We start from the raw sequence: 24,139 nt of genomic DNA on the forward strand, positions 1-24,139 counted from the left end.
TCACGACGATTGGTACACCCCCTTGAACGAGTTGTACGCGTTATTCATCCGGCAGGCACGTCTGAACGCCGAACGGACAGCGGTCCGCGACGAACACGGATCGCTCACCTACGGGCAGCTGCTGCGCCGCAGCACCGCGCTGGCCGCCGCGCTGCGCCACCACTGCCCGGCACCGGGACAGCGGATCGGGCTGCACCTGCGGCGCACGGCCGACGTGCTGACCGGCGTCCTGGCCGTCACCGCGGCCGGTCACACGTACGTCCCGCTGGACCCGGCCTATCCCGCGCAACGCCTCGGCTTCGTGGCGGAGGACAGCGCGCTGTCCCTGATCATTTCGGATCAGGACCTGCCCGAGGCCCTCGCCGGTGTGCCGGAGCTGCGCCTCGACCGGACGGCGGCGCCGCCCTCCGCCGGGGACGCCGCCGAACCCGCCGCGGACGTCCCGGCGGACCCCGGGGCCATCGCCTACGTGATCTACACCTCCGGAACGACCGGTCGCCCCAAGGGGGTCGAGGTGCCGTGCGCGAACGTCGCCGCCATGGTGACGTCGTTCTGCGCGCGCCACACCGTCACCCCCGACGACGTGTGGACCCTGTTCCACTCGTACAGCTTCGACTTCTCCGTGTGGGAGATGTGGGGGGCGCTGGCCACCGGCGGATGCCTGGTGGTCGTGCCGGCGCACGTCGCCTCGTCCCCCCGCGCCACGGTGGACCTGCTGGTGCGGGAGCAGGCGACCGTGGTGAGCATCGTGCCGTCGGTCTTCCGGCACCTCGTCACCGCCGCGGGCAAGGAGGAACCGCGCCCCGAGGGCGTGCGGCGGATCATCTTCGGCGGGGAGTCGGTCGACGCCGGTGACATCCGGCGGTGGCGGCAGACGGTCAGCCGTGACTGCGAGTTCGTCAACACCTACGGCATCACCGAGACGACGGTGTTCGTCAGCTCCCGCGTCCTGACGCCCGAGGAGGTCGACGCACCCGCGTCCACCGGCTTCGACCGCGACCTCGGCAGACCGCTGGACGGCTGGGAGATCGCGGTACTCGACGAGCAGGCCCGCCCGGTCCGGCCCGGTGAGACGGGCGAGATCTGGGTGGCCGGGGCCGGAGTCGCGGCCGGATACCTCGGCCTTCCCGAACTGACCGCGGAGCGCTTCAGGACGCTGACGCTCCCGCCCGGCGGCCCCCGCCGCCACTACCGCAGCGGCGACCTCGCCACCCGGACCGCCGACGACGTCTTCTGCTTCGCGGGCCGCGCCGACGACCAGGTGAAGATCAACGGCTTCCGTATCGAACTGGGGGAGATCGAGACGGCCCTGCGCCGCCTGCGGGACGTACGGGACGCCGCCGTCGTGTGCGGGAGCAGCCGGGTCGGCGGGCAGATGCTGACCGCCTACTACGTCGCGGACGAGGACGTGACCGCCGCGAGCCTCACCGGACACCTCGCCGGGGCGCTGCCCAGACACATGGTGCCCAGCCGGTTCGTACGGCTCGCGGAGCTGCCGCTCAACCCCTCCGGCAAGACCGACCGACGCGCGCTCGCCGAGCGCGGGCCGCAGGGCAGGGAAGCCCCCGTGCCGCCGCCCACGCGCAACGCGATCAGCGACCCCGAACGGGCCGGATTCCTGGAGGAGTTGTACCAAGGCCGGTTCCGCTGGGACCTGATCCGGGACTTCCCGGCACAGACGGCGGCCGACCGGGCACACGGAGACGCGTTCGTCGAGGAGCTGTCGGCCCTGCTGCACGACCGGATCGACCCCGACCTGGCGGACCGGGAGGGGCGGCTGCCGGAGGACTTCCTGCCGGAGCTCGCCAAGCGCGGGTACTTCCGGCTCCAGGCCGACGCCGGTGCCGACGGCCACGCGCTGTCGCACTTCAACCTCTTCCGGGTGGTCGAGGCGGCGGCGCGCGGGTGCATGCCCGTGGCCATGTCGCTCGCCCTGGAGAACACCCTGGGCGCGGGTGCCTTCGCCACGCTGCCGCTCCCGGCGGCGCTGCGCGACCTGGTGCGGGAGCACGCCGCGGCCGGCCGGTTCAGCGCCAGCGCGGACACCGAGCCGGAAGGCGCCGGCAACCAGGCACGCAGCACGACGGCGACCCCCGTCGACGGTGGTGCCGCCTATCTGCTCAACGGCGTCAAGCTGTTCGCAGGCCACGCGCCCGTCGCGGAGCTCGTCGGCGTCTCGGCCACGGTCCGCGAGAACGGCCGGGACGTGGTGCGCGAGTTCTTCGTGCCCGCCGACGCCCCCGGTGTGAGCGCCGGGGTCTGGCACGAGTACATGGGCATCCGGGGCTTTCCCAACGGATGGTTCCGTTTCGACGACGTCCGGGTGCCCCGGGAACACATGCTGGTCGAGCCGGACACCGCACACCAGGTGCGGATGACGCAGACGACGAGCCGCCTCGTCACCCGGGGACGCCTGCACATGCAGGGCGCGCCCTCGCTCGCGGCGGCCAGGCTCTGCACCGCCTGGAGCCGTGAGTTCGTGAACCGGCGCACGATCGACGGGCGCCCGCTGGGCGAGCACCGCGAGATCCAGGCACGGGTCGCGCAGACCCTCGCCGACACCTTCGCGATCGAGACGGTGTGCCAGTGGTGCCTGCTGCCGGAGGACCAGGGCACGGCGCTCAACGTGCGCTTCGAGCAGAACATGGCCAAGAACGTGGTCTCGCTGCTGAGCTGGCAGGTCGTCGACCGCACCATGGCGTTGCTGGCCGCCGAGGGATACGAGACCGCGGCGAGCAAGGCGCGGCGCGGAGTGCCCGCCTGGCCGCTGGAGCGGCTCATGCGGGACATCCGCAGCGTCCGCGTGTCCGGAGGCGTGGACTTCCAGATCGACAACTGGATAGCGCGCATGTCGATCCTGTCCTACTACTACCCCGAGCCCGCGCAGGCCGACGAGCTGATGTCACCGACCGCCCCGGGCGACCTGGCGGATCCACGGCTCACCGGACGCAACGCCGGACATCTGCGATGGGTGGCCGATCAGGTGCACGCGTTCGGGCGGCGCTGTCTGACGCTCGCGCGGACGCACCAGGACAAGGACGCCCTGCTGGAGGACGAGCCCACGCTCATCCGGCTCACGGGCGTCGCCCGGGAACTCATGGTCTGCGCCCTGGTCCTGGCCCGCGCGGCCACCTCGGCGGAGGCGGGTGACTCCGCGGCCCTTCCCGTCGCCGACGTTCACTGCACCGAGGCACGGCACCGCGTGGCGGACCTGCTGCACCGGCTGGACACCCCCGACGCCGCCCCTTGTGCCCAGGCCGCCGCGGCGTGGCCGGCGGGACCAGCAGCTGTTCACCCCGGTGCCGAGGAAGCCATCGGGTCACCGGACGACCGGGACCAGAGCGACAGGAACAGGGAGCGCACGACGTGACCACCCCTCAGCAAGTGCCCCTGTCGGTCGGGCAGGAGGCCATGTGGCTGGCCTGGCGGCTCGATCCGCAGCAGTGGATCCACATCATTCCGACGCCGTACGCGGTCAGCGGCGACCTCGATACGACGCGCCTGCGGTCCGCGGTCGAGGCGGTCGGGCACGCCTATCCGCAACTGCGCGGCCGCATCGTGAAGACCGACGACGGCCCGGTGCTCGACTGGGCGGACGCCCCGCCGATCCCGGTGTGCGAGCACGAGACGACGCTGGACCGCGACGAGGCCGTGCGAAGCGTGTGGCAGCGGCCGTTCGACCTGTGGCAGGGGCCGCTGGCACGCGTCGACGTGATCCGCGGCCAGGGCTGGACCGTGCTGCTCGTCGCGGTGCACCACATCGTCCACGACGGGGCGTCGGCGCTGGTGACCATCGACGCGCTGGCGCGTGCGTACGCCGGGGACCGGCTGACGCCCGGCAGCGACGTCGCCGCCCAGCGGGCCTTCGCCGAACGGTCCCGTCGGCTCGCGGACTCCCCCGAGGGGGACGCGCACCGCGACTACTGGCGTACGGCGCTGCGGCCCACGGCCCGGCCGTTCGCCCTGCCCGCCACCGTCGACGAGCCGCAGTACGTCGCTCTCGACGGGCAGGTGCCGCCCGACCTCGCCGGTCTGCTGCGCGATCAGGCCCGCGCCCTCGGCGTGAGCTACACCAGTGTCCTCCTCGCGGCCTACTGCGCCCTGCTGCGCCGGCACAGCGGAGCCGACGAGGTCCTGGTGTTCGTGCCCTTCCACGGCAGGACCCTGGAGGCGGTGCAGGACACGGTCGGCTATTTCGTCAACACGTTGCCCGTCCGGATCGACGTGGCCGCGTGCGACACCTACGCCGAGCTCGCCCTGCGGGTGCGCAAGCGGGTCAAGGAGGCGATGGCCCACGGCGACCTGCCGCTGCCGGCCATTCTCCGCGCCACCGGGGCGACCGGTCCCCGGGCGCAGGCCGACACGCTCCAGACGGTGTTCCAGTTCTGGCACGCCGGGCTGCGTGACGGCGTCGATGTGCAGCACGTGGAACTGCGCACCGAGCGTTCCCGCGCCCGGCTCGGCCTGCTGGGCATGGAGAGCAGCGCGGGGTTCCCGCTCGCCCTCATGGTGCGCGAGGACAGCGCAGGCACCCACCTGCTGTGGAAGGACCCCACCGGTGCCGTGGGACCGACCCGGGTGAGCGCCATGGCGGCCGACTACCTGGAGATGCTGCGCGACATCGCCGCGGATCCGGGACGGCCCGTGAGCGCGGTGGCCGTCGGCGCGGTCGTGCCGCCCGCCACCGCGGCGCCGGTGTCTGCCACCGCGGCGCCGGTGTCTGCCACCACGCTGCCGGTGCCCGCCGCTGCGGCCCAGCAACCCGCCGAGAACGGCCGTCTGGACGACATGGTCGCCGTCTGGCGCGATGTGCTCGGTGTCGACGACATCACGCCCGCCGACTCCTTCTTCGAGCTCGGTGGTCACTCGCTCCTGGCCGAATCACTCGTCCTGGCCGTCTCCAAGAGCTTCGGCACCGACGTCTCGATCCGTGCCCTCTTCGACCACCCCTACCTCGACGAGTTCACCGACCACGTCTTCCCTCCGTCCGCGGCGTCCGTGCCGCCCGTGCCGCCCGCGCGGCCTCCGGGCCGGGAGGCCCCGGCCTCCGGTGCCCAGTACGGCATGTGGCTGGCCGGACTGATGGCACCGGACGAAGTGCTCTACAACGTGCCGATGGCCTGGCGGATCAGGGGCGGCGGCCTCGACGCCGACGTCCTGCGGCACGCGCTCGCCGGCGTGGTGGCCCGCCACGAGATCCTGCGCACCGCCTTCCGGCAGCGCGGGGACGAGTTGTGGCAAGTGGTGGAGGAGCCGTGGGAGCCGGAGCTGACCCGCGTCGACCTGGGCGCGGCCACGGCGGAGGAGCTCGACGACTGGCTGTACGCCGAGTCCCACCGCGAGTTCCTGCCGGAGTCCGGACGCCTGCTGCGCGCCGCGCTCCTCGACGTGGGAGGCGACCAGGTCCTCTTCCTCTGTCTGCACCACCTGGTGTGGGACGCGGCCTCCCTGGACGTCTTCCTGCGTGACCTCGACGCGGCCTACACCGCTCGCCGGGCGCACGCCGAACCGGTCGCGCCGCCGGAGGCCCTGGAGCTGCCGGTGCGGCGGCCCGAGCTGCCCGGGACGGGCCACGGCGAGATCACCTTCACCGTGGCCGACACCCCCGCCCTGGCGGCCGCCGCGCGGGACGCGGGCAGCACCGTCCGCGACGTGCTCCTCGCCTCCTGGGCCGCGCTGCTCGGCTGGTACACCGGTCGGCAGGACCTGCCCGTGGCCGCCGACGGCCGCGTCCTTCGGCTGCGGCCCGCTGCGGCGAAGCCCTTCGCCGACCTGCTGCGTGACGTCCGCACCCGTACGGTGGACCCGGCCCCGGCGGCCGCCGCGGCGTTCTCGTACGCCGACGCACCGGCCGTGCCCGGCCCTCCCTCCGTCCATCTGGTGCTCCGCCCCGCCGACGGCGGCCACACCGGCCGACTCGTGTTCGACACGCGCCGGTTCGACCACGACCAGATGGCCGCCGCCGCGGAGCACTACGTCCGGATGGTCACTGCCCTCACCGAGGCCCCCGAACAACCCCTGGCGGCCGCCGAACCGTTGACCGACGTCGAACGGCACACACAGACCGCCGTGTGGAACGACACCGCCGCCCGGTACCCCGACACCCCGGTCACCGACCTGGTCCGGCAGCGCGCGGCGGCCCGCCCCGACGCGGTCGCCCTCACCGCCCACGGACACGACGTCACCTACGGCGACCTGCTCGACCGTGCCGAACAGCGGGCCCGCGGACTCGTGGCGGCCGGAGTCCGCCCGGGAGACCTGGTCGCGCTGCTGCTGCCGCGCGGAGCCGAGCAGGTCGTCTCCGTGCTGTCCGTACTGCTGGCCGGGGCGGCCTACCTCCCCCTCGACCCCGCGTATCCGGCCGGGCGCGTCCGGCTGGTCCTCGCGGATTCCGAGGTCCGGTGGGTCCTGGTCCCCGAGGACACCGACCGCCACGAAGGGCTGTGCGACTTCACCGGTGTGGTCCTCGACACCGCTGTGACCGCGGAGGCGGACACGTGCGGCCTGCCGGTGGTGTCCCTGGACACCCCCGCCTACTGCATCTACACCTCGGGCACCACCGGCGTGCCCAAGGGAGTCGTGATCAGCCACCGCAACCTCGTGCGGCTGCTGCGCAACGACCGGTTCCCGTTCTCCTTCTCGGGACTGGACGTGTGGACCATGTTCCACGCCTACACCTTCGACGTGTCGGTGTGGGAGATGTTCGCCTGCCTCTCCCACGGCGGACGTCTGGTCGTCGCGACCGACGAGGAGGTGGACGACCCCTGGCTGTTCTGGGAGCTGCTGCGGCGCGAGGGCGTCACCGTGGCGTGCCAGACGCCCAGCGCCTTCTCCCGTCTGCTGACGTTCGACGCGCCCTCCGGCGCCTTGAGCCGTCTGCGGCACGTCATCCTCGCCGGTGAGGCGCTGCGCCCCGCCACCCTCCGGGAGTGGGCGCGCCGATTCCCCCACGTGCGCCTGGTCAACATGTACGGCCCGACCGAGACCACCGTGTACGCCAGCGTGCACACCGTCGACGCGACGGACATCGAGACCGGCGCCAGCGTCATCGGCACCCCCTTGCCGACGACGACGCTGCTGGTGCTCGACCGGCACACCGGCTCCCGGCTGCTGCCGGTCGGAGCGGTGGGCGAGCTGTACATCGGCGGAGCGGGCCTGGCCGACGGCTATCTCAACCGGCCGGAGCTGACCGCGGAACGCTTCGTGAAGTCCCCGGTCGACGGCCGGACCCTGTACCGGACCGGCGACCTCGTGCGCTACCGGCCCGACGGCGCCCTGGAGTACCTCGGCCGCGCGGACGACCAGGTGAAGGTGCGCGGCTTCCGCATCGAGCCGGGCGAGGTCGAGGCGAACCTGCGCAGCCACCCCGCGGTCGCCGAGGCGGTGGTGCTCGCCGACGGGGACCGGCTGGTCGCCACGGTGCGGCTGTCCGCCGAGGTGTCCGCCGCCGAACTGCGCCGCCACACCGCCGAGCGGTTGCCCGCCCACCTGGTCCCGTCCGTCTTCCGGCGGGTCGACCACATCCCCCTGACCTCTCACGGAAAGCTCGACGTACCGACGCTGAGGGAGACGGCCGCCACGCTCGCCGAGACCGCCGCGGCGCCGGACCCCGCCCCCAACGGACCAGGCACGAGACCCGCGAGCCGTACCGAGAGGATCCTGGCGTCGCTCTGGTCCGAGCTGCTCGATGTCGACGACGTGGCCCCCGACGACTCCTTCTTCGCCCTCGGCGGCCACTCACTGCTCGCCTTCCGCCTGCTGGGACGGCTGGAGCGCGTCTTCGGGACACGGCCCGGCATGCGGGAGCTGTTCGACCGTCCGCGCCTGAGCGATCTGGCCGCGTACCTCGACGCCCACGGCGCCGCCGCGGGCCCCGACACGCCCGCGCCCGCGCCGGCCGCCGGCCCCGGGCAGCCCCTCCTCGCGTTCCAGGAGCGCCTGCTGCTCGCGGAGCTGTCCGAGGAACGACGTGCCCACAACGTCTTCCTGGCCTGGACGACGACCGGCCGGATCGACCCTGCCGTACTGGAACAGAGCCTGGCCGACCTGGTGGCCGGGCACGAGATCCTGCGCACGGCCTTCGTCGCCGACCCGGAGGGGATGTACCAGAGGACCGTCGCGCCCTGGCGGCCGGAGCTGCGGCGGCTCGACCTGAGCACGGCGCCCGACGCCGACACGGCGCTCACCGCGTGGCTCGACCAGGCGGCCGGACAGCGCTTCGACCTCACACGAGGCGAACCGCTGCGGGCCGCCCTCGCCGACCTCGGCGCCCGCGGCCACGCCCTGCTGCTGTGTCTGCACCACCTCGTCATCGACGACGGATCGATTCCCGTACTGCTGTCGGAACTTCAGCGCTACTACCTCGCCGCCAGGGACGGCCGTACGGCCCCGCCGCCACCCCGGCAGTACCGTGAGGCCGCCTCCCACGAGCCGCGGCGGACCACCGGCGGCGCGGCGGGCCTCGCCCACTGGCGCTCCCGCCTCTCGGACGCCCCCGCCCATCTCGACCTCCCGCCCCAGCCGCACCGGGAGCCGGACGGCGTGGTCCGCGTGGACCTGCCGGAGGCCGTGACGCAGCGGCTCAAGCGGATCCGGGAGACCCACGGGGCGAGTTGGTTCATGCTCTACGGCGCCGCCCTGGGCACCGCACTGCACCGGTGGACGGGACAGGCCACGCTCACCCTCGCCGTGCCGGTCACCGACCGAGCCCGCACGGGCGCCCAGGACGTGCTCGGTCCCCTCCTCAACACGGTGGTGCTGCGCTCGGACCTCGCCCCCGGCACGACTCCCGCCGAGTACCTCGCCCGGTTCCGTGCCGAACTGCTCGACGCCATGGAGCACATGGACGTCCCCTTCGAGGAGGTGGTGCGCGACCTGGCCCCCTCGCGCCTGCCCGGACGGACGCCGTACGCCGACGTCCTGCTGAACCTGAACCTGCGTGACGACCGCACGGCACCGCTGGGCGACGCCACGCTGAAGCCCTTCATCGCCGAGTCCGTGTGGGCCGGCGGCACCGCCTTCCCGTTGACGCTGACCGTGGCCGAGCAGGACGGCGGTGTCACCGCCCTCCTCGCCCACCAGGGGACGCACGTGGCGGGGGAGGGCGCCGCCGAGCTCGGGCAGGGCATCGTACGGGCCCTGACCGAGCTGGCCGACGCGCCTGACGCCGTGCCGCACGCTGCCGCCGGCCGGGGACTGCCGCAGTACGCCGACGTCGCCACGGCCGCGGCGCGGGTCCGCTGCGGCCCCGACCACCAGGACTCTCTGGACTACTGGGAGCGTCAACTGGCCGGCGCGCCCCACCGGCTGGAGCTTCCCGGGCCCGACGAGCCCGAACCCAACGGAGCGGTCGACGTTCCGCTGCCCGCCGGTCTGAGCGCGGCGCTGCGGCCGCTGCGGGCCGAGTACGGCCTGTCGTCGTACATGATCGCGTCCGCCGCCACCCTGCTCGCGCTGCACCTGTGGACCGGCCGGTCGGACCTGGTGCTGACCAGCGAGACGAGTACCCGTGGGGCCGAGTACACCGATGTGATCGGCCCACTGCTCAACACGGTGGTGTTCCGCCACCGTCAGGGCGGCGACGACACGGTGCTCGACGTCGTGCTCGCGGTGCGCTCGACCGTGGTCGACGCCCTGGCGCACTCCGGAGTGTCGTTCGCCGACGTCGTCGCCCGGCTGGCGCCGCCACGCCGGCCGGGCCACACCCCCTGGGGCGACGTCGCGCTGGCCTTCGAGGTGCGTCCGGAGCGGGAACGGACCCTGGGCGGATGCCCCTTGGCCCCCGTCGACATGTCGCGTGAGGACGTCGACTACATCGGCAAGACGGCTCTGACCATCTCGTTCGTACAGTGCGGCGACCGCCTGTCCGCCCGTGTGGCCCACCGCGGCGACCAAGTGGCCCGGGCGCGCACGGAGCAGTTCGCCGCCCTGCTGGGCCGCCTGCTGACGGGCCTGCCGACCCTCCTGGACCGTCCCGTCCCGGCCTTGCCGCGCGCGGGGGCCGAGCCCGACGGGCGTACCGCGTGAGCGTCGAGGCGGCGGTGCCGCAGCTTCGCGGGCAGCCCGCGCTGCGGGGTCTCGTGGCCGCCGAACTGACCTCCATGACCGGCACCCAGCTCAGCGCGGTGGCCATCCCCTGGTTCGTGCTGGAGGCCACTGGTTCGGCCGGTGACATGGGCCTGGTCATGGGTGCCCAGTGGGTCGGCATCGCGGTGCTCGGTGTGGTCGGCTCCAACTGGGCCGGACGGTTCGGGCCGCGCCGCACCATGCTGGCCGCTGACCTGCTCTGCGCGTCGCTGCTGGCCCTGGTGCCCCTGCTCCACCGGTACGACTGTCTCCCGTTGCCCCTGGTGATGGCGGTCATGTTCGTCGTGGGCGGGTGCACCGCGCCCTACCTCACCAGCCAGCAGCTGATCCTGGATTCCTTCGGCCGGGACGAAGCACTGCTGAGCCGCGCCAACGCGGCCCTCCAGGCGGCCACGCGGCTCGCCATGCTCGTCGGTCCCGCCGCCGCCGGGGTGCTCGTGTCGGCCGTGCGGGCGCCCGGCGTGCTGCTGCTGGACTCCGCCAGCTTCGCCTTGTCGGCCGTCATCGTGTGGCGGTGCCTGCCGGCGGACGCTGCCGAGCGGCCCGGCCGGCGTCGTCCCGCGCTGGCCGAAGGCGTGCGCGCGCTGTTCCGGGACCGTCTGCTGGGGGCCTGGTCACTGGGGCTCGCGCTGGCCGAGACGGCGTGGCAGGCCCTGTTCGCGCTGCTGCCGCTCCTGGCACTGGCCCGCCACCACGACGCTCCGTCCGTGGCCGGAGTCCTGCTCGCCGCGTTCGGCGGCGGTGCGATCCTCGGGACCCTCCTGCTCCATCCCGCGCTGCGGGTCACGTCGGCCCAGCGCCTCGCGGTGGCCGGACGCGTCGCGCTGGGGCTGGCCTTCGCCGTGCTCCTGGCGCCGTTGACCCTGGGGCAGCTGATCGGCTGTCTGGCCGTGGTCGGGCTGCTCAACGGCCTGTCGGCGGCACCGATCGTCTCCGTGCGCCTCACCCGCGTCCCGGCGGCGACCCGGTCGGAGACCCTGACCGTGGCCACCGCGGCCGCACTGTCCGGTGGAGCACTCGGATGGGTCCTGGCCGGAGCGACCGCGCAGGCCGCGGGGGTAACCACGGCCCTGGCCGCGACGGTGGCGGTACAGACCGCCGCGACGCTCCTCTTCGTCTTCGGCGCGTACCCCGCCCGCGCCGTCACCGCATCGGAAGGCTGAGATGTCCAGTACAGCAGCAGAAGACGGATTCGTCGCGGTCATCGGCATGGCCGGGCGGTTCCCCGGCGCGGCGGATGTCGACGCCTTGTGGGCGAGCCTGTGCGCCGCACGGGAGCTGCTCACCCCGCTGCCCGAGCTGGCCCCGCCCGACCAGCCCGACTACGTCCCCGCGTACGGGATCGTCGAGCGGGCCGCCGACTTCGACGCACCGTTCTTCGACTACCCGCCCCGGTCCGCGCTGATCATCGACCCGCAGCAGCGGGTGCTTCTGGAAGTGGCGCACGAGGCGCTCGACCGGGCCGGATACGGCAACGCGGACCGGCCGCTGACCGGCGTGTTCGTCGGCGGGGCCAGCACCCGCTACGGCGAGCGTCTGCGCGCCCTCGGCGACGGTCTGCCGTTCGTGGACGACTGGCAGATCAGCCACGGCAACGACATCGACTTCCTCAGCGGCCGACTCGCCTACAAGCTGGGCCTGAACGGCCCCGCCGTGTCCGTGCAGACGGCGTGCTCCACCTCGCTGGTGGCCGTGCACGTCGCCGTCCAGGCGCTGCTCGTGGGTGACTGCGACATCGCGCTGGCCGGCGGCACCGCCGTGCTCGCCACCCCGCCCCGCACCCGCCACACGCCCGGCGGGGTCCTCTCGCCGGACGGGCACTGCCGTGCCTTCGACGCGTCGGCGGCGGGCACGGTCAACGCCAGCGGCGCCGGCATCGTGGTGCTCCGTCCGCTCGCCGACGCACTGGCCGCCGGCGACCACATCCACGCGGTCGTCCGGGGATCGGCCGTCAACAACGACGGGCGGGACAAGATCGGCTTCACCGCGCCCAGCGTGACGGGACAGACGGCCGCCGTCCTGGCGGCACACTCCGTCGCCGATGTCGGGGCCGACGAGATCGGCTATGTGGAGGCACACGGCACGGGCACCGCTCTGGGCGACCCGATCGAGATCGCGGCCCTGACCCAGGCCTTCCGCCAGACCACGGACCGGCGCGGCTACTGCCGTATCGGTTCGGTCAAGACCAACCTCGGTCACAGCGACGCGGCGGCCGGAGTCACCGGTCTGATCAAGGCCGCTCTCGCCGTGGAGCACGGTGTCCTGCCGGCCAGCCTGCACTTCCAGGAGCCCAACCCGGCGATCGACTTCGCCGACTCCCCGTTCCAGGTCAACGCCACGACCGTGCCCTGGCCGGAGAACGGCGGGCGTCCCCGGATCGCGGCCGTCAACTCGCTCGGCGTCGGCGGCACCAACGCCCACGCGGTGGTGGCCGAGCCGCCGCGGCGCGAGCCGACGGCCTCCTCCCGAAGCCATGTGCTGCTGCCCGTCTCCGCCAAGACCGCCGCCGCGGCCGATGCCGCGGTCGAGCGCCTTGCGGGCTTCCTCACCGAGCATCCCGCCGTGGCCCCGGCGGACGTGAGCTGGACGCTCCGGGCCGGCCGGACCCACCACGCCCACCGCAGGGTCGTGGTGGTGCGGCAGACCGGCGAAGCGGCGGCCACGCCGAGCGCGGGGCCGGTGCGCACGGGGACCGCCCACCGCGACGACCGCCCGGTGGTCTTCCTCTACGCAGGCCAGGGCGGCCAGCACGTCGGCATGGCGGGCGAACTGTACGCGCAGGAACCCGTCTTCCGCCGTCATCTCGACGAGGTCGCGGAGCTGGCCGCCGCCCCGCTGGGGGCCGATCTGCGGCAGACCCTGTTCGCCGAGGGCGAGGACGTGGCCGCGGCGTCCGTCCGGCTCGCCGACATCGCGGTGGGACAACCCGCGGTGTTCGCCGTGCAGTACGCGCTGACCGGCCTGCTCGGCTCCTGGGGGCTGACGCCCGACGCGGTGACCGGCCACAGCCTCGGCGCGTACGCGGCGGCCTGCGCGGCCGGGATCCTCACCCTGCCGGACGCCGTGCGCCTGGTGGCTGAGCGGGGACGGCTCCTTGCCAGTGTGCCCGCCGGTGCCATGGCCGCCGTACGGCTGCCGTACGCCGATGTGGTCGGGCTGCTGCCGCCCGGGCTGAGCGTCGGCGCCGTCAACGGCCCCGGGCAGTGCACGGTGTCCGGTCCTGCGGAAGGGGTGCGGAGGTTCGTCGAGGAGCAGAGCGGGCGCGGAGTGGAGACGCGGCTGCTGCGGATCTCGACCGCCGGGCACTCCCCGCTGACCGAACCGATCCTGCCCGCCTTCGCGGAGTTCCTGCGCGAACTGCCGCTGCACAAACCGGAGGTCCCTTTCCTCTCCGACACGACGGGAGACTGGACCGGGCCGTCGGACGTCACGTCGGTGTCCTACTGGACCGAGCACCTGCGGCGGCCGGTGCGCTTCGACGCCGTGCTGTCCAGGCTGTTCGGCGCACCGGAGAGCGTGCTGGTGGATCTGGGTCCGGGGCGTGCGCTGTCCTCACTCGCCCGGCAGCATCCCGGCCGGGACGCGGACCAGCCGATCGTGGTGCTCACGCCGCACCCCAAGGAGGAGGCGGCGGACGTGGCCACGTTGCTGACCGGGGTAGGACAGATCTGGGCGGCCGGAGGGCAGGTCGACATCCGAGCCCTCCACGACGACGAGCGGCACCGGCGGGTCCCCCTGCCCACCTACCCCTTCGAGCGCACGCGCCTGCTGGCGGGCGAGGACGACGGCACCGGCGCACCGACGGCGCCCACGCCCGCGCCGCCCCGGCGTACGGAGGACGCCCACGCGCCCCGTCCCACCGTGCTCGAAGCGGTGCTTGACGCCTTCGGCGGGGCTCTTGGACTACCGGACGTGGAGCCCGAGGACAACTTCTTCGACCTGGGCGGTGATTCGCTGATCGCGACCAAGGTCGCCGCCTGGGCCCGGGCGCAGTTCCCGGCCGCCGTCACTGTCGCGGACATCATCAGGAGCGGCGACGCGGGCCGGCTGGCCCGCCTCATCGAGGAGCGCATCGCCGCCGGCACCCAGCAAGAGGAGGCACGGCCATGACCGGCCGACTGGCACCCGTACGCAGCCCGTGGACGGTCGGGAGACCGCTCAAACAGCCACCGCTGGTACGTCTGTACTGCTTTCCGCACTCCGGGGGACTGCCCAGCGAGTACGTGCGGTGGGACCGTGAGCTGCCCGGAGTGCAGGTGTACGGCATCTGCCCACCGGGCCGCGGCCCCCGGGTGAGCGAACCTTCAGTCACCCGGCTGCCCGATCTGGTCACCGCGCTGCTGGACGAGACGGAGTTCGAGCCGCCCTTCGTGTTCTTCGGGCACAGCCTGGGAGCACTGGTGGCCTTCGAGACGGCGCGGGCCCTGCGCGCCCGCGGCCGCGCACTGCCCCGACGGCTCATCGTCTCCGCCCACGCGGAACCCGGCACGCACCTGAGGCGGGCCCCGTGGCACACCCTGCCGGACGACGAACTGATACGCGTACTGAACGAGTCGTACGACAGCATTCCCGAGCACGTGTCCGCCGATCCGCACCTCATGGCCATGTCGTTGACGGCGATACGCTCGGACTTCGCCTTGCTGGACGCCCACCGGCCCCGCGCCGAGGACCCCTTGGCGGTGCCGATAGACGCCTTCTACGGCGAGGCCGACACCGTATCCCTGTCGGCCGTCGAACAGTGGCGGCACCACACCACCCGTGGCTTCCGTACGCACCGATTCCCCGGCGGCCACTTCTACTTTCGGCACGCGGACATCTTCGACGTACTCGGCCCGCTGATCCACGAAGCAGCCGCCGAGGACTGCCCGTCCTAGCCACCTCGTCATCGCCTCGGGCAGGAACCGGGGAACCGGCTCTGGGACACGACCCTCCACCGCGCCCTCCCCGAGGGCGACCGAGGTGACCGAGGTGACCGCAAGGAAGGCGCCTGACCGGAAGAAGCCCCGGTCAGGCGCCTTCCTCATGCCTCGGGGAGAACAACGATGATCGCCGCAGTGCGGGCGTACCACGCTCAGAAGTTGGGCAACACCTTGATCAACTCAACGTTGACGCCCGCCGGTTTGGCCACCGCCCAACTCACACAGTCGGCGACGTCATCGGCGCTCAACGGTTGGATCTCCCCGTACGCCTCTTCGGCCTTCTTCTCGTCGCCGCCGAACCGCACGAGGTTGAACTCGGTGCGCACCAGGCCGGGGGCGATCTCGATCACCTGGACGGGCGTTCCCTGCATCTCCTTGCGCAGGGTGTCGGCGACCGCCACCTGACCGTACTTCGCCGACGCGTAGCCCGCGGCACCGGGATAGGTCTGGTACCCGGTCAGCGAGGTGATCACCACGATCCTCGCGTCGCCGCTCGCCCGGAGCGCGGGCAGCAGCTGCTGCGTGACGCGGATCGTGCCCAGGACATTGATCTCGTACATGCGCAGACAGGCCTCCGGATCGAGGTCCGCGATCCGGTCCACTCCCAGGGAGCATCCCGCGTTGTTCACGAGGACCTTGCACTCCGACACCGACTCGGCCAGCTCCGCGACCGACTGGGCGTCGGTGACGTCCAGCCGGATCGCTCGCCCTCCGATCTCCTTCGCCAGGGTTTCGAGCCTGTCGAGGCGACGCGCCGCGACGACGACGTCGAATCCGTCGGAGGCCAGACGGCGGGCGGAAGCAAGCCCGATCCCGCTACTGGCACCGGTCACCACAGCTATGGGGTTCGCCATGCCCGCAGATCTTGCCTCACGCATCCGGTGGTGACCACCCTCCCGATCACCGGATTCGTCGCCGGTGGAGCGTGAGTTGACCCGGGGCGGGCCGAACGGCTGCCGACCCGGCCGCCGATCCGCGCCCGTGGTGTGGAAGTGGCCGCCAGGTGTGCGCAGTCCGCGTGCCCCGCTGTGTGCTCTTCGGCCATCGCTATCGCCGTGCGGCGCACCGCACAGGCGGCAACCCTGTGTCCCACCGCTGCTACGAACAGGGATGTTTTTGGTTGACGTCGGTCGACGACGATACGTAGGCTCCGGTCGTTCAAGCCAAAAGTTGTCCGCCACACAGCCGTTCGGGCCACAAGTTGTCCGCCACACGAAAGGCTTTCGTGTCAGTGCGAGCAGTCACCCCGCAGGGTTCCTTTCCCCTATCGGCCGGGACCGGCCATTGATGGGGTCTCGAGAACGGTTCGCGGTATTTCGGGACCGTGATTTCTCCGTCTTCTTCGTCGGCTACGTCACGTCCAACCTCGGTACGTCGATGGCATCCGTGGCGCTGGCGTTCGCGGTCCTGCACAACGACGGATCACCCACCGACCTGAGTCTGGTCCTCGCCGCGCGCATCGTGCCGATGGTGCTGCTGCTCCTCGGCGGCGGGGTGCTCGGCGACCGGCTGCCGCGGCGCCTGGTGATGCTGGTGGCCGACTCCGTGCGCGCCCTCAGCCAGGGCGCCCTGGCCGTGCTGTTGCTGATCGGGCCCGTGCCCCTGTGGGTGGTGCTCACCCTCGCCGCCTGCGGTGGGGTCGGTGAGGCCTTGTTCCGTCCCTCGTTCGACGGTCTGGTGCCGCAACTCGCCCCGAAGGACCGGCTGCCGGAGGCCAACTCCCTGCTGGGGATGGCCCAGTCGGCCGCGAGCGTGGGCGGTCCGGCGCTCGCGGGCGTCCTGGTCGCGGTCACCTCGGCGGCCACGGTTCTGCTGGTGGACGCGCTGAGCTATGTGGTGAGCGTCGGCGCCCTGCTCATGCTGCGGGCCGGCAACCGGGCGCCCGACTCCGGCGGCAGCTCCATGGTGGCCGAACTGCGGGCCGGATGGCGGGCCTTCTCGGCCCACACGTGGTTGTGGACCGTCACCCTCCAGTTCACTCTGTTCAACCTGCTGGTGTGGGCGCCCTACTTGGTCCTCGGCCCCGTCTCGGCGGGCCGCAGCTACGGCGGGTCCGAGGCCTGGGGGCTGATCGTCGGCACCTTCGGCGGCGGCTCGCTGCTCGGCGGTCTGCTGCTGCTAGGCCGACGGCCCTCGCGCCCGCTGGTCGTGACCACACTGATCACGTTCCTGTGGGCGGCTCCCTCGGCGGCCCTCGCCGTCCGCGCCCCGCTGTGGACGGTGTGCGCCGCGGCCCTCGCGGCCGGCGTGTCGAGCGCGGTGTTCAACAGCCTCTGGATGACGACGATCCAGCAGCACGTGCCCGCGGACAGCCTGTCCCGGGTGATGTCGTACGTGACCTTCGGGGCCTATTCGGTCGGTCCTGTCGGGCTCGCCCTCGCCGGTCCGCTGGCGGAACAGACCAGCATCGGCCTGATCCTGGCCATCGGCGTCGGCTGGCAGATCCTCGCTAATTCCGTGGTGCTCATGCTGCCGGCCGTACGCAATCTGCACGCGCCGAATGCGGATCGGAACGAGAGCGCCGCGGAGAACTCCGCGGAATCCGCCGAGTCCAGTACATCGGACGTACCGGCGACCTGACCCACCTCTTCTTCTCCTTTCCGCCACAGTTCCCGAAACGGGGGTTCATGGTGACTGTGCAGCGTTCGCATGCCCTTGCCCAAAAAGAGCCGACAGTATGGGACCTGATATCTGAGACACGGGTGCGCCGTCCCGACGCGGTGGCCCTCACCGACGGAATGCGCCATTTCACTTATGCGGAATTGGTGGCGATCGCTGCCCGGGTCGCGCACGTCCTGCGCGGCAAGGGGATCGGGCCGGGAGACACCGTGGCCCTGTGCTCCGGGCGGTCCACGGAGCAGGTCCTCGCTCTGGTCGGCACCCTCGCCTCCGGAGCCGCCGTGGCGCCCTTCGACGTGCGCCAGGCCGCCACGGCCGTACGCGAGAACGTGACGCGGCTCGCGCCCGCCGTCGTCCTCGTCGACGCCGACGGGGCGGAGCTCTTCCCCGACGCGCTGCGCCTGGACGGCCTGCTGGCCGTGGACGGGGCCCCGGATGTGGCGCCGCCGCCCGGTCCGGACCTCCCGGACCTCGCGTATGTGCTGCACACCTCGGGCTCCTCGGGGCGGCCCAAGCCGGTGCAGGTGCCGCACAGCGCCGTGCAGAACCGTTTCCTGTGGGGGCAGACCCGCTACCCCATCGGCCCCGACGACACCGTCGTCCACTGGGGATCCCTGGTCTTCGACTGCTCGTTCTGGGTGGTGCTCGCGCCCCTGTGCTTCGGTGCCACCCTGCTCGTGGCCCCCGACGGCCTTGAGGCCGAACCCGAGGAGCTCGCGGCGCTGTTCGACCGCCACCGGGTCACCGTGATGCACTCCGTGCCCTCCCTGCTGCGCGAGTTCACCTCCGAGGGCGGAGCCGCGGCCCTGGCCTCGCTGCGCTATCTGCTGATCGCGGGCGAGCGGCTGCCCGGCGATCTGATCCGGCAGGTCCTGGACCTGACGGGTGCCCGGATCTTCAACCAGTACGGCCCCACCGAGACGTGCATCGACGTCCTCACCCACGAGATCGCCCCCGGGGACGAGGCGCTGGACGCCATGCCCATCGGCCGCCCCCTCGACGGGGTGCACGCCGTGGTCGCCGACGAGGCCGGTGCCCCGGTCCCGGCCGGGACCGCCGGTGAGCTGCTGATCGGCGGTGCCAGCGTGGCCTGGGGGTATGCGGGGGCCGCCGCCGCGACCGCCGAGCGCTTCGTGCCCGACCCGTACGGCGCCCCCGGCGGCCGGCTCTACCGGACCGGCGACCTCGTGCGCGAACGGCCCGACGGAGCACTGGAGTTCCTCGGCCGCGTGGATCACCAGGTCAAGATCCGCGGGGTCCGCGTGGAGCCCTCCGACGTCGAACACGCCCTGCTGCTGCACCCCGACGTCAGCCAGGCGGCCGTGGTCGCGGTGGAGGACCCCGAACACGAGGGCGTCCGCCTCGCCGCACACCTGGTGACGGGCGAGAAGGCGCCCGACGACGCCGACCTGCGCGACTTCCTCGCCCAGCGCCTGGTCTCCGCCGCCCTCCCCGAAAGCTACCGGCGGCACCCGACCCTGCCCCGGCTGACCAGCGGAAAGATCGACCGCCTCGCACTGGCCCGGCAGGCCGCGCACCACCCGCGAGGCGCATCCGAGGAGCCGCCGTACGAGGCCCCGCGCACCGAGACCGAGCAGACCATCGCCCAGATGTGGCAGGACCTGCTCCGGGTCGAACGCGTGGGACGCGACTCCGACTTCCTCACCCTCGGCGGACAGTCGCTCCTGGCCATGCGGCTGATCGCCCGCGTCCGGGCCGGATTCCGCGTGCGGCTGCCCGCCCGCGCGGTCTTCCGCGCCTCGACCCTGGCGCGCTTCGCCGCCGTCGTGGACGAGGCCGTCGCCCAACGGGAAGGCGCCGGCGTTGGCTGAGCGACACGAACTCCGGATCCCGGCCCGCTACAACGGACCGCCCGACTCCGGGCACGGCGGATACGTCTCCGGCCGGTTCGCCGCCCTTGCGGCCCCCCACCAGGGCGCCACCGTCACCGTGACCCTGACCGAGCCCACCCCGCTGGACGAGCCGCTGACCTTCACCTCCGGCCCGCGACGGTCCACGGTCACCCACGGCACCCGGCTGATCGCCACGGTGGCGCCCGGCCGCGCCCCCGTCGATCCACCGCCCTCCGTGGACCCGGCCACCGCGCGAGCTGCCGCGGACCGCTTCGCGGGGCACGCGGGCCACCCGTTCCCCACCTGCTTCGCGTGCGGGCACGGCCGTCCCGCCCGGGACGGCCTCGCCCTGGCCCCGGGGCCGGTGGACGGCGTGCCGGACACCGTGGCCACCCCCTGGACTCCCGCCGCCGAGGGGATCGCCGACGGCTTCCCCGTCCCGGACGAGCTCGTGTGGAGCGCGCTCGACTGCCCCGGCGGCTGGGCCGACGACCCGCTGGCCCGCCCCCGTCTCCTGAGCCGGATGACCGCCGTCGTGCGGCGCGCGCCGCGAGCCGGTGAGCCGTGCGTGGTGGTGGCCAGGCGCGGTGCCCTCAGCGGGCGGCTGCTGCGGGTCGACAGCGCCCTGTACGACGCCACGGAGCAGCTCCTGGCGAGCGCGACCGCCACCTGGACCGCGCTCGCCGACTCCGGCACCCACGTCTCGAACTCGCCAGGAAAGGACACGGCATGAACCAGCACCAGGGCTCCGTGATCCGGGACGACAGCCGGGCCACCGTGCACGGCCGGTTCACGGCTCAGGCCCGTGCGACCCCGCAGGCCCCGGCCCTCAGTTGCGACGGCACCGTCCTGACGTACGCGCAGGTGGACGCCGCGGCCGACGCGGTGGCTGCCCAGCTGCGCGATCTCGGCGCCGGGCCGGGCCGTCCGGTGGGCGTCCGCATCGAACGCTCACCGCACCTGGTCATCGCCCTGCTCGCGGTGCTGAAGACCGGCGGATTCCACGTGGCGCTGAACCCGGGCGAGCCCGCCGTACGGTCGGCGTCGCTGCTGCGCGACTGCGGCGCCGGACTGCTGGTCACCCGTACGGAAGCGCCCGCCGAACTGCTCGCCGAGGCCAAGCCGGTGTACCTGGACTCTCTCGACCTCGCCGAGATGCCGGCCGGCACCGCCCCCGCGGCCGTCCCGCCGGGGGGCGACCAGGACGCGGCCTACCTCGCCTACACCTCCGGCACCACCGGCGAGCCCAAAGGCGTGCTGGTGCCGCACGGTGCGGTACTGCGCCTGGTCCAGGACAGTGACGTGCTGCCGGTCGGGCCCGGGGACGTGGTGCTCCACCTGGCACCGGCCGCGTTCGACGCCTCGACGCTGGAGCTGTGGGCGCCCCTGCTGAACGGTGCGCGCCTCGCGGTGTTCCCGGCCGGTGAGGTGACCCCGGAACGGCTCGCCGAGGTCGTCGAGGCGGAGGGGGTCACCGCGATGTGGCTCACCGCGGGCCTGTTCCACCTGGTCGCGGAGCGGCCCGACCCGCGCCTCGCGGGAGTGCGCAGGCTGCTCGCGGGCGGCGACGTCCTCTCGCCCCGGCACGTCGACGCGATGCTCGCGGCCTTCCCCGGGCTGACGCTGGTGAACGGCTACGGCCCGACGGAGAACACCACGTTCACGTGCTGCCACGCCATGGCGGCACCGGTCTCCGCCCAGCAGGTGCCCATCGGGCGCCCGATCCCCGGCACCCAGGCACATCTGCTCGACGAGCGGCTGCGCCCCGTGGCCGACGGAACCGTGGGGGAGCTGTACGCGGGCGGCAGGGGTGTCGCCCACGGCTACTGGGGCCTTCCGGCGGCCACCGCAGAGCGGTTCGTCCCCGACCCGTTCTCGGGTATGCCGGGCGCCCGCCTGTACCGCACCGGCGACCTGGCCCTGCGGCGGCCGGACGGGGTCCTGGAATTCCACGGGCGCGTGGACGACCAGGTGAAGATCCGCGGATTCAGGGTGGAACCCGGCGAGGTGGAGGCGGCGCTGCGCGAGCTGCCCGGCGTCGGGGACAGTGCGGTCGTCGCCCGTACCGGACCCACCGGAGAGCGCGCTCTGGTCGCGTACGTGACGGGCAAGCAGGAGCAGCCGCTACAGCTACCCGGGATACGGCGCGCCCTGGCCGAGAAACTGCCCGCCCATCTGGTGCCCGGCTCCTTCGTCCAGTTGGACAGCCTGCCGCTGGGCAGCACCGGCAAGGTCGACCGGCGCGCCCTCGCGGCACGCGGGGAACGCGCCCGGCCCGAGACCGACGTGCCGCTGCGCCTGCCCGAGAACGAACTGGAGCAGTGGCTCGCGCAGCTCTGGTGCGACCTGCTTGGGATCGACCAGGTCGGTGTGGACGACGACTTCTTCGAAGTGGGCGGACACTCGCTCGTCGCCGCCGCGATCACCGGGGAGATCGGCCAGGTCCAGGGGGTGTTCGTCACCGCCCGGTCCTTCTACGAGAACCCCACGGTCGCCGAACTCGCCGAGCTGATCGCCGAGTTGAGCGCCGAGTTGAGGGAGAGCGCCCGATGAGGATCGGCAGCCCCGCGGCGACCGCGGACATCGCGCTCGACACCATCGACCTCGCGGACCCCGAGCTGTACGCCTCGGGCGACCCGCACACCCTGTGGCACGCGCTGCGCGAGCGGGAGCCGGTCCACCGCCAGACCCTGCCCGACGGCCGCTCGTTCTGGTCGGTGACCTCCTATCGCGACGTCAACGACGTGCTGCGCGACCACACCCGGTACACCTCGCAGCGCGGCACGCTGCTGTCCATCCTGGGCTCCTCCGACCCGGCCGGCGGCCTGATGATGGCGGCCAGCGACCCGCCCGTGCACACCGCGCTGCGCGAGCCGATGGGCAAGGCGCTGTCGGCCCGCGCCCTCGCGCACTGGGAGCCACGCATCCGCGAGGTGGTGCTGCGGCTGCTCGCGCCGCTCGCCACAGGGCCGCTGGACCTGGCGCAGGCCGCCACGGCCTTCCCGATGGCCTTCACCGGGGCGCTGATGGGCCTGCCCGAGGAGGACTGGGCCCGGCTCGCCCACCTGACCACGATGGCCGTCGCCCCCGAGGACCCGGCGTTCGAGGCGGGCGGGGGACACACGACGCTGCTCTCCGCCCACCACGAGCTGTTCGAGTACTTCGCGCAGCGGGTGCGCACGGTCTCCGCCGCGCCCGGCGACGACCTCACCGGATTCCTGCTCCGGATGAAGCCCGACGGCCGCCCGCTGCGCCAGGACGAGCTGGTGTACAACTGCTACAGCCTGCTCCTGGGCGCGAACGTCACCACCCCGCACGCCCTGGCGGCGACCGTCCTCGCCCTCATGGAGCACCCTGATCAGTACCGTCGCCTCCTGGCCGAACCGGCCCTGGTGACCAGCGCCGTGGAGGAGGGGCTGCGCTGGTCCTCGCCGGCCAACCACTTCATGCGGTACGCCGTCGCGGACACCGAGCAGAACGGTGTGCGGATCGCTCGCGGCGACGCCGTGGTCGCCTGGCTGGGCTCGGCGAACCGGGACGCCTCCGTCTTCCCCGACCCGTACCGCTTCGCCGTCGACCGCAGTCCGAACCGGCACGTGGCCTTCGGCTTCGGACCGCACTACTGCATCGGCGCGCCGCTGGCCCGCATCGCGCTGCGCGTCATGTTCCAGGAGATCGTCCGGCTCGTGGCCGAGTTCCGGCCCGCGGGGCCGGTCCGCCATCTGAAGTCCAACTTCGTGGCGGGCATCAGCTCCCTTCCCGTGACCGCCGTCCTGCGCGACGGCGCGGCCGAAGTCCTGGCCGCCCACGCGCCCTTGCCGCGCCCGGAGGCCGTCGCATGACCGCACAGACACCACAGACACCACAGAAGCCGCAGACACCGCAGAGACCGCCGAAGAAGAAGCGCTGGCTGCTGCGCACCCCGGCGGCGGACGCCCCCGCCCGGCTGTTCTGCTTCCCGTACTCGGGGACCGGCGCGTCGATGTACAACAAGTGGCCGGACCGGGTGGGACCGGCCGAAGTGTGCCGCATCCAGCTGCCGGGCCGTGAGAACCGGGTGCGGGAGGAGCACTTCGGCACCTATGAGGCGCTTGCCGCCGACCTGGCGCCGGCCCTGCTGCCCCACCTCGACCGGCCGTTCGGCTTCTTCGGCCACTGCGGCGGAGCCCTCGCGGCCTTCGCGACGGCGCACCGCCTCGCCGAGCTCGGCATGCCCGTCCCCGACGTGCTCTTCATGTCCTCCCAGGTGGCCCCGCACCAGGGCCCCTACGGCCGCTACCTCACCATGGACGAGACGGGGCTGCGCGGCGAACTGGAGCGCCTCACCAGGGTGATGGGCTCGGAGCCGGTGCCGGACCTGATCGACCTGGGCCTGGGCGTCATGAACGCGGACCTCGCGGCGAACCGCGCCTACCGCACCCCCGAGCCGGTCGTGCTGCCCACGCGCATCCGCCCCCTCGGCTGGCGCGACGACCAGGAGGTCGCACCGGAGCGCATGACCGGCTGGGAGGACTGTGCCCCCGCGGGGCGGTGCGCGCGCACGGTGCTGCCGGGAGACCACCACGCCTTCCTGCGCGCCCCCGGCCCGCTGGTCGAGGTGCTCGCCGCGGACCTGGCCGACGCGGTCGCCGCGAGAGCGGCCCAGTGAACACCGAGCCGACC

Annotated in this window: 12 protein-coding genes; 11 read left to right on the forward strand and 1 reads right to left on the reverse strand. The window is 73.1% G+C overall.

The window, feature by feature from the left end; all coding sequences use genetic code 11:
• The first annotated feature begins 22 nt into the window (after window positions 1-22).
• The 5 genes from C9F11_RS36485 to C9F11_RS36505 are packed head-to-tail and all read left to right on the forward strand — an operon-like array spanning window position 23 to window position 14,960.
• The gene (locus C9F11_RS36485) at window positions 23-3,370 is read left to right on the forward strand and encodes an amino acid adenylation domain-containing protein (RefSeq protein WP_171075953.1); all 3,348 of its coding nucleotides are present in this window, start codon (window positions 23-25) and stop codon (window positions 3,368-3,370) included.
• Window positions 3,367-10,026 carry a non-ribosomal peptide synthetase gene (locus C9F11_RS36490; RefSeq protein ID WP_138963800.1) on the forward strand — a complete coding sequence of 2,220 codons (6,660 nt, stop codon included), beginning with the start codon at window positions 3,367-3,369 and terminating at the stop codon, window positions 10,024-10,026. The genes C9F11_RS36485 and C9F11_RS36490 overlap by 4 nt, the downstream gene beginning before the upstream one ends.
• The gene (locus C9F11_RS36495) at window positions 10,023-11,249 is read left to right on the forward strand and encodes an MFS transporter (RefSeq protein WP_212767860.1); all 1,227 of its coding nucleotides are present in this window, start codon (window positions 10,023-10,025) and stop codon (window positions 11,247-11,249) included. Before C9F11_RS36490 ends, C9F11_RS36495 begins: the two co-directional genes overlap by 4 nt.
• A gap of 1 nt (window position 11,250) precedes the next feature.
• Entirely contained in the window at window positions 11,251-14,196 is a 2,946-nt protein-coding gene (locus C9F11_RS36500) for a type I polyketide synthase (RefSeq protein WP_138963802.1), read from the forward strand.
• Window positions 14,193-14,960: an alpha/beta fold hydrolase gene (locus C9F11_RS36505; RefSeq protein ID WP_138963804.1), complete on the forward strand. Its 768-nt coding sequence runs from the start codon at window positions 14,193-14,195 to the stop codon at window positions 14,958-14,960. The genes C9F11_RS36500 and C9F11_RS36505 overlap by 4 nt, the downstream gene beginning before the upstream one ends.
• A 197-nt stretch (window positions 14,961-15,157) precedes the next feature.
• Here the strand turns inward: C9F11_RS36505 and C9F11_RS36510 are convergent, their stop codons facing one another.
• Entirely contained in the window at window positions 15,158-15,859 is a 702-nt protein-coding gene (locus tag C9F11_RS36510; protein ID WP_138963806.1) for an SDR family NAD(P)-dependent oxidoreductase, read from the reverse strand.
• A 433-nt stretch (window positions 15,860-16,292) separates the two neighbouring features.
• Here C9F11_RS36510 and C9F11_RS36515 point away from each other — a divergent pair, with 433 nt between their 5' ends.
• Genes C9F11_RS36515 through C9F11_RS36540 form a run of 6 tightly spaced genes read left to right on the forward strand, consistent with a single transcriptional unit; the run spans window position 16,293 to window position 24,125 of the window.
• Complete coding sequence (locus C9F11_RS36515) at window positions 16,293-17,585, forward strand: MFS transporter (RefSeq protein ID WP_138963808.1); 1,293 nt, start codon at window positions 16,293-16,295, stop codon at window positions 17,583-17,585.
• Window positions 17,586-17,632: 47 nt separating this feature from the next.
• On the forward strand, window positions 17,633-19,456 hold the full coding sequence (locus C9F11_RS36520) for a non-ribosomal peptide synthetase (protein WP_138963810.1): 1,824 nt from the start codon (window positions 17,633-17,635) through the stop codon (window positions 19,454-19,456).
• On the forward strand, window positions 19,449-20,210 hold the full coding sequence (locus C9F11_RS36525) for a hypothetical protein (protein WP_138963812.1): 762 nt from the start codon (window positions 19,449-19,451) through the stop codon (window positions 20,208-20,210). Before C9F11_RS36520 ends, C9F11_RS36525 begins: the two co-directional genes overlap by 8 nt.
• Complete coding sequence (locus C9F11_RS36530; RefSeq protein WP_138963814.1) at window positions 20,207-22,030, forward strand: non-ribosomal peptide synthetase; 1,824 nt, start codon at window positions 20,207-20,209, stop codon at window positions 22,028-22,030. The genes C9F11_RS36525 and C9F11_RS36530 overlap by 4 nt, the downstream gene beginning before the upstream one ends.
• Window positions 22,027-23,319 (forward strand): cytochrome P450, encoded by a 1,293-nt coding sequence (locus tag C9F11_RS36535; protein WP_138963816.1) that lies wholly within the window; start codon window positions 22,027-22,029, stop codon window positions 23,317-23,319. Before C9F11_RS36530 ends, C9F11_RS36535 begins: the two co-directional genes overlap by 4 nt.
• On the forward strand, window positions 23,316-24,125 hold the full coding sequence (locus C9F11_RS36540; RefSeq protein WP_138963818.1) for a thioesterase domain-containing protein: 810 nt from the start codon (window positions 23,316-23,318) through the stop codon (window positions 24,123-24,125). Before C9F11_RS36535 ends, C9F11_RS36540 begins: the two co-directional genes overlap by 4 nt.
• Window positions 24,126-24,139 lie beyond the last annotated feature (14 nt).

The organism is Streptomyces sp. YIM 121038, from assembly GCF_006088715.1.
GTDB lineage: Bacteria > Actinomycetota > Actinomycetes > Streptomycetales > Streptomycetaceae > Streptomyces.